This window comes from Rhodothermus bifroesti (genome assembly GCF_017908595.1).
In the GTDB taxonomy this organism is placed as follows: domain Bacteria; phylum Bacteroidota; class Rhodothermia; order Rhodothermales; family Rhodothermaceae; genus Rhodothermus; species Rhodothermus bifroesti.
Window position 1 is genome coordinate 383837 of sequence record NZ_JAGKTL010000004.1, and the last position, 14464, is coordinate 398300.

Sequence of the window (14464 nt, forward strand, 5' to 3'; positions counted from 1 at the left end):
CAATCAGGGATGGCCATGAAAATTACCAATTTCGCCATACGCCAACGCACCACGGTACTGGTCTTCACCGTGCTGCTGTCAATCGGGGGACTCATCAGCTACCTCACCATCCCTAAAGAGTCATTCCCCTCCATCGAAATTCCCAATATTGTCATCACGACCCTCTATCCTGGAGCCAGTCCTGAAGATATTGAAGCACTGGTAACTCAACCGATTGAGGAAGAGCTGCAGGGCATTACTGGCATCAAAGAAATCCGATCTACCTCTACCGAAGGCGTTTCGACCATTGTGGTTGAGTTCTTGCCAGACCAAATCACGCTGGACGAGGCCTTTCAAAAAGTACGCGACAAGGTCGACCTAGCCAAAGCAAATCTGCCCAGCGATGTCGAAGAACCGATCGTTAGCGAGATCGACCTTTCGGAGCTACCGATCATGACCATTAACCTGGCTGCTCCATATGCCCTCTCCCGACTGAAAGAGGTGGCGGAAGATCTATCGGATGCGCTCGAAGCACTGCCCGACGTTCTGGAAGCCACTGTCGTCGGGGGACTGGAGCGCGAGGTGCAAGTGAACGTAGACCGCGCCGCCCTGCAAGCCTATAACTTAACCTTTAACGATGTGGTCGATGCTATCCGGCGTGAAAACGTTAACCTGCCTGGCGGCTCCATTGATGTGGATCGGCTCAATTATCTCGTGCGCGTAGACGGGGAATTCAAAACACCTGAGGAAATCAACCACCTGGTCATCAAAGCCGTAGGCAGCCAGCCCATCTACGTGCGAGATGTGGCCGAAGTAATCTTTGGCTACAAAGAGCGGGATAGCTACGCCTATCTGCGTGTGCTGCAGCGGGAAGCAAACGGTCAATTGGTTGCAGTGCATCGCACAAACGGTGAACCGCTGCAGGTGGTGAGCCTAAGCATCCGCAAACGCTCCGGAGCCAATATTTTAAAAACGACCGAGGCCATCCAGCGCGTACTCGACCGTTTCCCCTTCCCCACAGGAACCGAGGTGGTAATTACCGGTGACCAAAGCGAAAACGTGCGCACCCTGGTACGCGACCTGGAAAACAACATCATCAGTGGGCTCATCTTTGTCGTTGCCGTGCTGCTGTTTTTCCTGGGTGTACGCACAGCTACGCTGGTGGGCGTTGCCATCCCGTTATCGATGCTACTCTCGTTTTTGGTGTTTCAAGCGCTAGGCTACGCACTTAACTTTGTGATTCTGTTTTCGCTGATCATTGCGCTGGGCATGCTGGTCGACAATGCCATCGTCATTGTCGAGAACATTTATCGCTTTCGCGAGCAGGGATATGGCCGCTTTGAAGCAGCTCGACTAGCCACAGCAGAGGTTGGCATGCCCGTGGTATCTTCAACCGCTACTACGGTGGCCGCCTTTGTTCCCATGCTCTTTTGGCCAGGCATCATTGGGGAATTCATGAGCTTCTTGCCGCTTACGCTCATCATCACGTTGACCGCCTCGCTTTTTGTCGCACTGGTCATCAATCCAGTGCTCACGGCCTACTTTATGCGACTGGAGGGCGAAGCCTCTGCCCCAATGCCACGCCGGGTACGGATGGTACTAGCCGGTGTGATTTTGGCACTTGGCCTGATATTGGCTTTAGCCAACTGGAAAACGCTGGTGGTGCTGGTTGTAGCTATACCGACCATCTATGGGCTACACCGATTCATCTTTAAGCCGCTTGGCAACCGGTTTATTCGCAATGGCCTGCCGGGACTCATCCGCCGCTATCGCACCTTTTTAAACTGGATGCTAGAACGTGACTATTCGGTACCCCATGCCCTGCTGCGCAACACGTTTACGCTGGGTAGTCTGACGTTGGGAGTCATTTTGCTGGCACTGGGCGGGGGCATCGCTGCCCTACTAGGTGGTCCGGCAGGCATGGTACTCCTAATCCCTGGTGCGCTTTTAGCTATCGTGGGTCTACTGGGCGTGGTGTTGCATACGCTAGAGACGCTTTTCTTAGGCGGGTGGGCGACGGTGCGTGGAGGCCTAGGATTTGGTGCTGTAGTTCTGGTCGTTACCGGCCTCATGTACCTGAGCTCCCGTGAAGTAGCCCTCACGACCCTTGTTGAGCTTTTGTTGCTGCCAGCTGTTGTGATTGGGGCAGGCCTCCTAGGCGCACTTTTTAACCGAAACAGACGTCGCTACTTGATTTTGACCGACAACCGGGCACGTCTGCTCAACAGTGTACTCGGCGCACTTTTGGCCATTTTGGCCATGTTTGCCATCACCCCTACTGGGGTCGAGTTCTTTCCCAAAACAGATCCCAACCAGATCCAAGTTCGGCTAACGGCTCCCTTAGGCACGAACGTAGAAACCACGGACCAGATTGCCCGCGAGGCACTTGCCCGCATCGAACAGCTCCTGGCCGAAAATCCACAAGATCGCGCCAATGTTAAGCATATCCAGGTCAATGTGGGTGTCGGTGGCGACCGCCTCTTTGGGGGCGGATCGACACGCCCCGAAGTAGCCACGATCACGCTGGACTTGGTTGACTATGAAAAGCGTGCCGTTTCGAGCCGGGAAACAATGGACCGGCTGCGCCAGCAACTCCAGGGGCTCCCTGGGGTAACCTTGGAAATCGACCAGGACAACCCTGGACCACCCACCGGCCCGCCGGTCAACATCGAAATCTCTGGACCTGATTTCCAGGAAATTGTACGCATTACGCAAGAAGTCAAGCAGCGCCTCATTGAGGCTGCTGAGACCGGCCGCATTCCCGGACTGGTCGACATTGCTGACAACCTAAACACGGGACGGCCTGAACTGCGCGTGCGCATTGACCGCGAGCGGGCAGGACGCTTTGGGCTCAATACCCAGCAAATTGCCTCTACTGTGCGCGCAGCCATCAACGGCATTGAAGCCAGCCAGTATCGCGCAGGCAAAGACGAATATGACATCACCGTACGCCTTAAAGAAGCTGACCGCCGCTCACTGGAAAGCCTGCGCAGCCTGACCATCTTGCACGAAGGACAGCAAATTCCCCTTACAGCGGTGGCCACATTCGAATTAGGCAACGGGCTAGGCGCCATTACGCGGCTAGACCTGCAACGCGTAGCTACCGTTACCGGCGACGTTGCTCCTGGCTACAATGCCCAGGTCGTGCTGCAGCAAGTACGCCAATACCTAGCCGACTACGAGCAATCGCTCCCTCCAAACTACCACTTAGCCTATACCGGCGAAAATCAAGAGCAACAGGAATCGTTTAGCTTTCTAACCACAGCCCTGCTGATTGGATCGGCGCTGATTTTTTTGATCATGATCGCCCAGTTTAATCGGGTCAGTGGCCCATTTTTGATTATGGTTGCTGTAGGACTTAGCCTAATTGGGGTCCTGCTGGGCTTGCTGCTCACGCGCACAGCCTTTGGCTTGATGACGTTTATTGGCCTGATTTCGCTAGCGGGCATTGTGGTCAACAACAACATTGTGCTGGTTGACTACATCATGCAGCTGCGCGCGCGCGGCTACAGCAAGCGTGAGGCGATCATCGAAGCGGGAGCAACCCGCTTGCGCCCAGTGATCCTAACCGCGCTAACCACAGTGATCGGGTTGGTGCCGCTTACGCTTGGAATTAACGTAGACTTCGTGGGCTTACTGGCCAACTGGGATCCTGCCTTTCAAATCGGATCTGAAAACACGCAGTTTTGGGGCCCCATGGGTACAGCGATCATTAGCGGGCTGACGTTTGGCACGTTTCTGACGCTTGTGATCATGCCAGTGCTGTACTCCTCGTTCGATTCCCTAGCTACACACGTGCAGCGTTTTATAGGCCGCGCGTCGACAGCTACGGAAAGCAGCAATGGAGCCGTAACGCCCGAAATTGAAACCGTAACACTGCGTCCTGACGGGGCCTAAACCTGTCTTTCACGCCAAGCCCCGTCCTTTTAGGGCGGGGCTTTTGGATCTAGGGGTCTTCTTCTCGAGCCAGCACTACATCGCAATGGGCGCGAAGTCGCCAGTTTTGCCAATGGCCCCAAATGAGCAAGCCACTACCCAGCATGGTCACTGCTGTACCTCCGATAACGCCCAGCACGTCGTGCCCTGGAAAGCTTGCCAGCAGCACCAAACTCAACCCCACGCCAAACCATCCCAACACCCGTTTCTGATGATGACACCGGTAACCCTGGTAAAACGCCAACAGCGTTGTAGGCACGAGCAGTAACGCAAATGCAAGGTGCACGTCTTCATGCCAAGTAAGCAGCATAGCGCCCAAAGGGAGCAAAAACAAGGTTATCGGCAGCAGCAGACAATGCACAAGACAGATGCCTGAAAGCCATATGCCTAACCGATCCCATAACCATCCCCCTTGCTTCGCAGAACGTGCTGAGCTCATAACCATCACCCTACGTCAAAACACCATAGGCGGAAACGCCAGAACTTAACGCTCGGATTCACGAAAGCGCGTCTTCTACCTGTTTTTCGCGTGATAGTTTTTGTATACTCCCTATTTACGCAAAAAGCGGTCGGGCCCCCTAACCGTCATCCTTGGCCTTCTAAAAGACCAATTGGTATGCATATGAACCCATCGCGACTGCTAAGGACCTTGCTCTTGCTTGGAAGTTTAGGGGCCACCTGTCCGGCAGTAGCCCAGCGCATTTGGATTACCCCAGGGCCTTATCTGCGCTTTGGCATAGGCCCTTCGCTGAGTGAAACAGATCATTCGACCTATGCCGTCGAGCCATATGCACTCAAAGGAAATATTGGGTATCAGTTTCTTTCGGGTCTAAGCATTGGCATCGGATACGAAGGGGGGAACTACCCCAAAGTGAGCCGAGATTATCACCAGTTTCACCTTATTCAAGGGCAGCTGCGCTGGCGTGTTTTTCCCTATCGGCGACTAAGCCATTATTTCAACATTGGCCCTCATATCACCCTGGGAGGCTATAAGACGGGTTTTGGGTTAAACGCAGCCTTAGGTGCCGATTACGTTTTGACCCGGAATGTGGCTTTTTTTGTGGAGGCCAGTGCGAACGGGGTTTTCCCTGACCGAGCAGCCGACAACCTCCGAAGTGGGCGAGCTGCTTTTGATGGCTTGGGATTTTTCGGCATCGGTTTTCGGGTAACGCTGAGGCCGCTGCCGATTCCTATTCAAACGCTCTTGATTGAAGGGCCAAGCCAGTTAGAACGGCGCCAGTACGGTACGTTCACTGCCCGGGTCGATGAGGCCGCTTCACGGCCGGTGTCGTTTTTCTGGCTCATGGGCGATGGTAGCCAGTACACCGGGCCTGTTGTCGAGCATCGCTACCGTTTGCCAGGCCGCTACGAAATCCAGGTGCAAGCCCAGAATGCTGCTGGGGTTGTGCGAACCGCTACCCACCTGGTACAGGTCGGCGAGATGCCGCAGCCTGTGCGCATCCTATCGCTTGAGGCCAGTGCCGACACCATATCCCGAGGCACCACAGTAAGCTTCGAAGCCCTGGTGGAGGGTAGCCCTAACATCCGCTACAGCTGGAACTTCGGCGATGGGGAAGGCAGCTTTGCTGCAGAAAACCAGTACCAGTTTGAAGAAGGCCAGGCAATGGGCCTCATGGCCGTGCAGGCCCGCACAAGCCGTCGGTTTAACAAAGCAGGGACATACACCGTTGCGCTCACAGCAAGCAACGACTTAGGGCAAGATTCTGCCTCTGTTCGCATCGTCGTTGAGCCGAATACGTGCGACTTAATCACCCAGCTGGAATCGGTAAGCTTCGCCTTTGGCCAAAGCACGCTCAGTGAAGCGGCACAGGCAGCCCTGGACCAAAACGTCCGCGTACTGCAAAGCTGTCCAGATCTAGTAGTGCAACTGGTTGGCTACGCCGACTACGTAGGCGGTGAGGCGTTCAACGCATTGCTTTCGCTACGACGCGCCCTAACGGTCTATAACTACTATCAAAGCCAGGGCATTGAGCCCGAGCGCCTGATCTTTCGCGGTTTGGGCGAGCTTCCCCCACCTTGTCCCCAAGAAGACCGCCCTGGATGCCAAGTGCAGCGCCGTGTCGACACCATTGTGATTCGCTGGCCGCGATAACCTAAAGGTAAGGGGCCCCTGGGGCCCCTTACCTTTAAGGTAATTGCACCTCGACGCGCAGCCGCACGTTTCGCCCAGGATCCAAAACGCCATACGGCCGCAAACGGCTTAAATGACTGGCGTAAGCGCGGTTTAGCAAGTTGTCCACGGCCAGGTCTGTTGTGAGCCTCCAGGCCCCCAGTTGCCATTGGGCTGAAACGGCTGCGTTCCAGAGCACATAGCGATCCGTAGGCAGCTCTTCGGGGGCTACCCGCCGCTGCGCAGCTACCCAGGTAGGACCTACCCGAAGCATTACTTCACGTGCAGCGCCCCACTGCTCCCAGTGCAGCTCCACTGCGGTCACAAGCCGCGGTGGCGGCGTAAGCGGCAATGGTTCTCTGGTTTCCAGGTTACGTGTTCGCACCAGATCACCCCCAAGGTGCAAGTGCAACCAGGGCCATAGCCCAACGTTAAGCAGCACCTCCCCTCCCCAAAGCCGGGCCTCAGCCTGATCAAAGGCATAGATCCAAAGACCTGAGTCTGGATCACGTTGTCCCGTAGGCCGCGGAAAGATGAACCGGTCGACGTGATTAACAAAGGCACTCATTTCCAGATACACGGCCTCCCGCAACCAGCGAAGCGTACCGTCGAGGCTAAGGCTCTGCTCGGGCTCAAGCGTAGGTTTGCCGATCTCAAAGCGACTGGTGCCTTCATGCACACCGCGCGAAAAGAGCTCGTTCAGCGTAGGTGCCCGCCAGGCACGTCCCAGGTTCACTGCCAGCGAAAGGTCCGAGCGCACTTGCCAGGCAAGCCCAATCGCACCCGTTAGTGCCCGATAGGTGCGCTTCTGCGCAAGCACGCCCAGCTCCTCGTTATCCTCTACCGAAAGCCGTCGCACGTCCCATCGCAGACCGCCACTAAGCGTCAATTGGGGCAAATACACCTCTTCAAACACATAAATGGCCCCGTTCCAAACCCGAGCGCCTGGAATCAGCGCTTCTTCGGCAAGCGTCTCGTTTCGCTGGAAAAAACCACTCAGGCCAACTGTACCAAAAAGTGGACCCAGCGGACGGTGGTGCATGCGCAGGTCGCTCGTCAGGGTACGTAGACGTAAGTGTAATGTTGGTTCTTCTTCTGGCCCGTGCCCTGCTCCGTCGTGAGCGTGACCAAATTCCCGGCGGTCGTTTTGCTGCCAGGCGAGGTTGAGTTCCAGTCGCTCTAAGCCCCACGGCCAGCGCCCGCGAAGCTGCAAGCGATCATGCACGAGGCGCTGGTAAGGTTCACCGATGTCGTAGCGGTCCTCATGCGCCTGCGGCACTTCATCCTGATCTGTCTCAGGCTCAAAAAACCCCAGCTTTGCCTGGTATCGACCATAGCTTAGCAGCCATTGCTGGTCCTGCTTCTGGTAACCCAGCTGAAGTGCCCCATCTGCAACTTCTAGCGCTGTGTTGGGCACCAACCCGCGTGGCGTGCTATAGGCACCGCCCTGGCGAAGCGCCAAGCGACCAGCATAGGCCCAGCTATCCTGGCGTCCACCCAGCTCAAGGTGGGCGCTCCCCATACGGGTGTTGCTGGCGCCTTCCAGGGTAATTTCGCTGTGCAGTGGGCGTTCGTAGGCGAAAGGACTCCTGGTAGTGATCTGCACCACCCCGCCTAGGGCATCGGATCCGTAAAGCAGGCTTGCTGGTCCTTTGACAACTTCGAGACGCTCGGCTGCTGCGCCATCGATCTCTACGCCGTGCTCGTCTCCCCACTGCTGGCCTTCCTGGCGCACGCCATCTTGTACCACGAGCACGCGTTGCGAAGAAAGCCCGCGGACAACCGGTTTGGCTACGCCAGGGCCCGTATGCAGCAGATGTACTCCTGGCGTTTGCGCCAACGCGTCCGCCACCGTTACCCCTCGCCCAAGGCGCAGCAGATCGCCCTCGAGCACAGCAACAGACTGAGGTGTTGCCAGAATATCCGTAGCCTGGGTTTTCGCTGTAATGGTCACCTCAGGAGCCTCCAAGGTGGTAGCGGACAAAGCCACGTCAAGCCTTTGAGCTTCGGCACCCAGCACAACCTCCTGAACTTGTGACCGGTAACCCACAAAGCTAAAAAGTACACGGTAGCGACCAGGACGCGGCAAGGAAAGCCGGTAATAGCCTTCTGCATTTGTCGTGGTACCCAGCTGAAGGGCAGTAACGAGCACCGTAGTCCCTGCCAGCGGCTCTCCAGTAGCGGCGTCGGTTACACGCCCTTCTAAGGCTTGGCCATAGACGTGAACGTTCACCAGCAAAAACAAACTCAAAAGCAGCAGTAAACGCTTGACGTACTGCATCGCACAATCCTCCATAATAGGTGAATAGGACTAACCACGGAAAGGGCATCTAGGGGTTAGCCCCAAGCTGGAGGTGCGCGAATGGACTGGTGGCGAAGCGTGGGAAGCGCCGGCGATAGCGGAGAGCGTATGGGCAGATCAACCCACCAGGGTTGTTTCACCCCGACGCTGCAGCCAACCGGTGCCAAGGAATGCAAGCTGGCATAGAGGCTGCACGGATCAGGCACCCGGTAGCGCTCAGCCAACTGCTGCCAGGCAACGGTTACCGGCTTATCTGTAGCGGCCCATCGGGCATGCTGCACCTGGTGCACCACCGGAAGCCCGATCGTGCTTATGCCAAAGGCCAGCAGCAAGCCCCAAGCCCGTTTCCGCATGCGCGGCAGCATGAAGATCTGCAATTGGCGGATACGTTTTAAAAATAGCGCAACAGCCCCTTTGCTTCAAGCCCAACTTATACCCGACTCAGCGCTAGCGGATATTCAGCCGATACCTGGCCCCGAGCGATGTCACGCAGCCGGCGCTTCAAAAGTTGACGCCGAAACGCACTCAGACGGTCGATAAACAGAATACCTTCCAGGTGATCGTACTCGTGCTGAATCACCCGCGCCAGCATGCCATGAGCTTCGAGCACCTGAGGCCGAAACTGACGATCCAAATAGCGGATGACTACGCCTTCAGGACGTTCAACCAGCTCTCTAACGTCTGGAATCGATAAGCAGCCTTCTTCCATGCTGCAACGCGTCGGCGTAGCTTCCACAATTTCCGGATTGATAAAGAACATCGGCATTGGGGCCAGTACTTCCCCGGAAGCCTCTAGCTCCTCTTGCATAGGCGTGAGGTCGACCACAAATACGCGTTCACGACGACCTACCTGTGGGGCAGCCAAGCCAATGCCTGAAGCCGCATGCATGGTTTCCACCATGTCGTCGAGTAACTGCTGCAATTCCGGCGAATCGGCCTGAACTGGCTGCGTGCGTTCTCTAAGGATAGGATCGCCGTAAATATGAATCGGCAACACCATAGCGCTTTTGTTGGATTAACGCATGGGGGTTATTCGGCCAAAGGCGCGTTGGGTTCCTGCCGAGCCAGATACTCTTGCAAAAGCAGCGCAGCAGCCATCTGGTCGATGCGCCCCCGATCGCGGCGCTTTTTACCGGAGCTGCCTACTTCGCGCAAACGCACACGAGCTAGTTCTGAGGTGTAACGCTCATCCCAGCGCACAATAGGCACGTCCGGCAGCAGGCGTTCAAGACGCCGAATAAATCGAGCCACTTCCGCGGTAGCTTCGCCCTCCGTTCCTTGAGCCGTTAGTGGCCAACCGATAACCAGCGTAGCAATGCCTTCACGGTCATGCAGCGCTTGAAGCACCCGCAATGCCTCTTCTGGCGGATAGGTACCATAGGGCTGAGCAAACAGACGCAGCGGATCCGACACAGCCAATCCAACCCGCTTACGGCCATAGTCAACCGCTACAATTCGTGGGGGCGTTGGGTGCAGCATGGCTAGTAGCTTTTAAAAACAAAGCGCGGACGGGCCTAGGGTCCGTCCGCGTGCACAGGGACAAGATCGCGCCATCACCTAGCGACGCGCGCCGTTTTTTTCGGCCGCTTGGCTTGCCAACAACTTATCGGCACTACCTTCTGGGATCTCGTAGTTGAGCTCTACCAGCGGCCGCTGAAGTACCTGCTTTAGGCGTTTGCTTGGCTTAAAGTGCGTCTTACGCCGGCTAGGAATAAAGACGGTCTCGTTTGTTTTGGGATTCCGTGCTTTCGGCTTGGCACGGGTCTTTTTGACCTCAAACACCCCAAAGTCCCGCAGTTCAATGCGCACTTCTGGATCAGCCTCTTCCAGCAACTGCGCTACAGCTTCAATGACGGTATTTACCCACGGCTCGCACTTATAGATGGGCTCTCCCATCAGCTGAGCGACCCGACGCGCAACATCTTTCTTGGTCAATGTCGGCATGCGTTGTGTCATAGCCAGCAACTCCTTAAGGTGAACAGATCTTTTCTCAAACACACCTGCCTTTCAGCGATTCCTCTGCAATTGGCAGGCTGCCCTGATCCGTGGGGGCATTTTATTAAATCACGAAGGCTTTTGCAAAAGAAAACGATAGGGCATCATCGAATTTTTTAAGGACTTGGTCTATTCTTCGAATCGGTAAACCCCATAGATGCCCTCGATACGCTTAATCCGTTCAATGAGACGGCGCAAATGCTCTAGGTCGCTGACGTAGAGCACAATCGTTCCTTCAAATACCCCATCTTCGGAATCCACCGTAATCGAGCGAATGTTGGTTTTTAGGCTTTTAGAAATCACGGTGGTGATATCGCTGACAATACCCACCCGATCTTCACCCATGACGCGCAGCGCAGCCAAAAACTGCACGTCCTTCTGCCGGCTCCACTCTACAGGCACAATGCGGTCTGCGTGATGCAAAAGCAGGTAGGGGGCATTTTTGCAGTTTACGCGATGAATCTTGATAGCCCCACTGCGGCTGACGTAACCAAAGACCTCATCTCCCGGGATAGGATTGCAGCAAGAAGCATACGACGTAACGATATCGGTATGCAGCTCTCCGTCGATTTTCAGGGCAGGCTGCCCAGCCTCCTTGGCGGTATCTAGAAAGCTTTCATACTGCAGGCGCAAAGCAGGCTCTTGAACCGTGCTATCCTCAGCAGTGGATTCTCCAGAGCGCAACACCTTGACCAGCTCATCTGCCTCAAACAGACCAGTGCCCAACTCATAGAACAACTGTTGCAGCGAGGGGAACTTGAGCCGGTGAGCAGCACGCTGCAGTTGCCGCTCGTCAACCTCTAAGCCAAGCCGTTTGATTTTCTTCTCCCAGAGTTCCTTGCCCAATTCGATCGCCTTGCGGCGCTGTTCGTTGATCCAGTGGCGAATATGGCTGCGCGCCTTTTGGGTAACGACAAACTTCATCCAATCGGGATTGGGCGTCTGTTTTTTCGAGGTGATAATTTCCACTTGGTCCCCGCTTTTGAGCTTGTAGGACAGCGGCACCAGTTTGCCATTGACCTTGGCCCCAATGCAGTGCAACCCTACTTCTGTGTGCACCCGAAAGGCAAAATCGACCGGCGTAGCTCCTTGAGGAAGGCTGAGCACATCGCCTTTAGGAGTAAAGACGTAAATCTCCTCATCGTACAGGTTCAATCGAAATTCATTAACAAACTCGGTAGCCTGATCTGGTTTAGGGTTTTCAAGGATCTCCTGCACCCAGCGCAGCCATTGGTCCATTTTAGGATCAACTTCTTCGATCCCTTCCTTGTAGCGCCAGTGCGCGGCCACGCCGCGTTCGGCGACTTCGTGCATTTCTTGCGTGCGGATCTGCACCTCTACCTTGCGACCTTCTGGCCCCAGCACGGTGGTATGCAAGCTCTGGTAGCCGTTAGACTTGGGGACCGAGATAAAGTCGCGAAACCGTTCCGGAAGGGGTTTGTACAGGTCGGTTACGATCGAATAAGCCCGCCAGCAGTCTTCTTTACCTTTTCGGCCTGTCGTTTTGAGTACGATGCGGATGGCAAACAAATCGTAGATTTCCTCAAGCGGCTTGTTTTGCCGCTTCATTTTACGGTAGATCGAGTAGATATTCTTGGGCCGGCCGTAAATGTCAAACTCCAGCCCAGCCTCTTGTAGGCGCTGCTTGAGTGGCTCAATAAAGCGCTGAATATAGGCTTCCCGCTCGCGCTTTGATTCGTTTAAGCCGCGTACAATAGCATAATACTCTTCAGGCTGAAGCACCTTGAGCGCGAGGTCTTCTAGCTCACTTTTGAGCTTAAAAAGGCCAAAGCGATGGGCCAGGGGAGCAAACAGCTCTAAGGTCTCCGTGGCAATCTTTAAGCGTTTAGGTGGTGGCAGCACTTCAATGGTGCGCATATTGTGAAGCCGGTCGGCGAACTTGACCAGAATTACGCGAATGTCTTCGGCCATAGAAAGCATCAATTTGCGGACGTTTTCGGCCTGGCCAAGCTCGCGTGAGGCAAAAACACCCTGGATCTTGGTCAATCCGTCGATGATAGTCCCCATGGTTTCGCCGAACTCCTCGCGGATGAATTCCAGCGAGAGGTCGGAGTCTTCCACAACGTCGTGCAGCAGTGCTGCCGCAACGCTGACGTCATCAAAGCTGATGTCTTCTGCAACAATCTGCGCAACGGCAAGGGGATGGAGAATATAAGGTTCGCCTGTAATGCGTCGGTGATCTCGGTGTGCCCAGAAGCTCACGCGAAAAGCCCGGCGAATCAGGTCTTCATCAACGCGGGGAAGATGGGCCCGGCAAGTTTCTAGTAGGGCTTCTAGGCGTTCCTGATACTCCGGCGGGATATTCAGGTCAGCCCCCTTTAGGACGGTCGACGTTTGAATCATGGGCATTGTAGGCTTGGGTTCCCATCCCCGAGGCATTCTTTTTATTAAGTTAAAGTACGGGGCTGGCTACCAGTTCCGGTAACAAAAAAAGCGCCATCCCTACGGAATGGCGCTTTAGGCGTGAGGAGGTGCTGCCTATAGCCTTTAGGCCTCGTCTTTTTTATCAGGTTCGTCTTCTTGGGGCGTCTGTGCCGCAGATTTATCAGCAGTTTCCGAAGCCGCTGTTGCGGGTTCCGCTTGCGTGACGCGCTGGCTACGACCGCGCCCGCGACGCGTGCGCTTGCGTGCTTTGCGCGCATCGGCAGGCTTAAGGTCATTGTAGTCGACCAGTTCGATAATGGCCATTTCAGCTCCGTCGCCTGGACGGTATCCGACGCGTACCACCCTTGTGTAGCCGCCTGGCCGATCGCCCACTTTCTCGGCAATCTCGCCAAAGAGTTCTTTAACGGCTTCCTTATCCTGCAAGTAGCGGAAGACTTCTCGGCGGTTGTGCGTGGTATCTTCCTTGGCCCGCGTAATGAGCGGCTCTATAAACTGGCGTAAGGCTTTGGCCTTGGCCAGCGTGGTACGGATGCGCTTGTGACGAATCAAGGCGCAAGAAAGGGCCGCCAACGTCGCCCGTCGGTGCCCGTAGGTCCGCCCTAGTTTAAATCCTTTCTTATGATGTCTCATGGCCTTACGCGCTTATTTCGGCCAGCGCCGGTTTAGCTCTTCGCTTCTTCCAGATATTTGTCCACGTCCATGCCAAAGTGCAGGCCACGCTCTTCGAGGACCTGAATGAGCTCTTGGAGCGACTTACGGCCGAAGTTCCGGAACTTGAGCATTTCCGATTCTTGCCGCCGCACCAGGTCGCCGATCGTGCGAATGTTGGCCGCCTTAAGGCAGTTGTGTGCACGCACCGAAAGGTCAAGCTCGTCAACTGGCTGCGAAAGCAGCTCCCGAATGCGCTGCACTTCGGCGTCGACTTCTTTTTTGACCACTTCAGGCTGCGGCTCGCTCTCCATTTTAATGAAGAGATTGATGTGGTCGCGCAGGATGGTAGCGGCCTGCACGAGCGCATCTTCTGGAGAGATGGAGCCATCGGTGGTGATTTCCAGCTCCAGCCGTTCGTATTCGATCTTCTGGCCTACACGGGTAGGTTTGATCGTGTAGCGCACGTTTTTGATCGGTGTAAAGATCGCGTCGATGGCAATAACGCCAATCGGATCCTCCGGTAGCTTGTTTTCCTCGGCCGGAACATAGCCGCGACCGCGCCCCATACGCAGCTCGACATTGAGCTGGGCATTCTCTGCCAGGGTGGCAATATAATGATCTGGATTGAGTACTTCGTAATGGCTGGTGGCTTCGCCGATGTCGCGCGCCGTCCACGTGCCTGGACCTTTAAGCGAAAGCCGAATGTTGGCGTCGATGCTTTCTTTCGCCTTGAAGCGGACGCCTTTGAGGTTCAGGATGATCTCAGAGACGTCCTCGGTAACGCCCGGAATGGTCGAAAACTCGTGCTGCACCCCATCGATTTTCACCGCTGTGATGGCCACTCCCGGCAATGAAGAAAGCAGCACGCGCCGCAGGGCATTGCCGATCGTAACACCGTAACCCCGCTCAAGCGGCTGAATCACAAAACGCCCGAACGTTTCGCTTGCCTCTTCCACCCGTACACCTTCGGGCAGTTGAACCATGTAGTTGCTCATGGTTAGTCAGATGGTTTATTTGCGGTCGTGAAAGCCCGAAGCCTCGAGCGCTTCGGTGCACGCCAGCGT

Annotated in this window: 11 protein-coding genes; 2 read left to right on the plus strand and 9 right to left on the minus strand. The window is 55.5% G+C overall.

Going from position 1 to position 14464, the window contains the following annotated elements; genetic code table 11:
• Positions 1 to 15: 15 nt before the first annotated feature.
• Positions 16 to 3876: an efflux RND transporter permease subunit gene (locus J8E65_RS10820; protein WP_210375798.1), complete on the plus strand. Its 3861-nt coding sequence runs from the start codon at positions 16 to 18 to the stop codon at positions 3874 to 3876.
• A 49-nt stretch (positions 3877 to 3925) separates the two neighbouring features.
• On the opposite strand, the gene J8E65_RS10825 is transcribed toward J8E65_RS10820, so the two are convergent.
• Positions 3926 to 4360, minus strand: a complete 435-nt coding sequence (locus J8E65_RS10825; protein WP_341481761.1) for a MerC domain-containing protein — start codon at positions 4358 to 4360, stop codon at positions 3926 to 3928.
• A 177-nt stretch (positions 4361 to 4537) separates the two neighbouring features.
• Here J8E65_RS10825 and J8E65_RS10830 point away from each other — a divergent pair, with 177 nt between their 5' ends.
• Complete coding sequence (locus tag J8E65_RS10830) at positions 4538 to 6028, plus strand: PKD domain-containing protein (RefSeq protein ID WP_210375803.1); 1491 nt, start codon at positions 4538 to 4540, stop codon at positions 6026 to 6028.
• A 34-nt stretch (positions 6029 to 6062) separates the two neighbouring features.
• On the opposite strand, the gene J8E65_RS10835 is transcribed toward J8E65_RS10830, so the two are convergent.
• From J8E65_RS10835 to J8E65_RS10870, 8 genes are all read right to left on the minus strand, one after another.
• Positions 6063 to 8342, minus strand: a complete 2280-nt coding sequence (locus tag J8E65_RS10835) for a TonB-dependent receptor (RefSeq protein ID WP_237181938.1) — start codon at positions 8340 to 8342, stop codon at positions 6063 to 6065.
• 41 nt (positions 8343 to 8383) lie between these two features.
• On the minus strand, positions 8384 to 8713 hold the full coding sequence (locus J8E65_RS10840) for a hypothetical protein (protein WP_210375805.1): 330 nt from the start codon (positions 8711 to 8713) through the stop codon (positions 8384 to 8386).
• A gap of 65 nt (positions 8714 to 8778) precedes the next feature.
• Positions 8779 to 9348 (minus strand): peptide deformylase, encoded by a 570-nt coding sequence (def, locus tag J8E65_RS10845; protein WP_210375807.1) that lies wholly within the window; start codon positions 9346 to 9348, stop codon positions 8779 to 8781.
• Positions 9349 to 9377: 29 nt separating this feature from the next.
• On the minus strand, positions 9378 to 9827 hold the full coding sequence (gene ruvX, locus J8E65_RS10850; RefSeq protein WP_210375809.1) for a Holliday junction resolvase RuvX: 450 nt from the start codon (positions 9825 to 9827) through the stop codon (positions 9378 to 9380).
• Positions 9828 to 9905: 78 nt separating this feature from the next.
• Positions 9906 to 10304 (minus strand): HU family DNA-binding protein, encoded by a 399-nt coding sequence (locus tag J8E65_RS10855; protein WP_210375810.1) that lies wholly within the window; start codon positions 10302 to 10304, stop codon positions 9906 to 9908.
• A gap of 168 nt (positions 10305 to 10472) precedes the next feature.
• A complete protein-coding gene (locus J8E65_RS10860) occupies positions 10473 to 12707 on the minus strand; it encodes a RelA/SpoT family protein (protein WP_210375812.1) in 2235 nt (744 codons plus the stop codon).
• Between the two features lie 144 nt (positions 12708 to 12851).
• The gene (rplQ, locus tag J8E65_RS10865) at positions 12852 to 13379 is read right to left on the minus strand and encodes a 50S ribosomal protein L17 (RefSeq protein WP_210375814.1); all 528 of its coding nucleotides are present in this window, start codon (positions 13377 to 13379) and stop codon (positions 12852 to 12854) included.
• A gap of 32 nt (positions 13380 to 13411) precedes the next feature.
• The gene (locus J8E65_RS10870) at positions 13412 to 14395 is read right to left on the minus strand and encodes a DNA-directed RNA polymerase subunit alpha (protein WP_210375816.1); all 984 of its coding nucleotides are present in this window, start codon (positions 14393 to 14395) and stop codon (positions 13412 to 13414) included.
• Between the last annotated feature and the right edge of the window lie 69 nt (positions 14396 to 14464).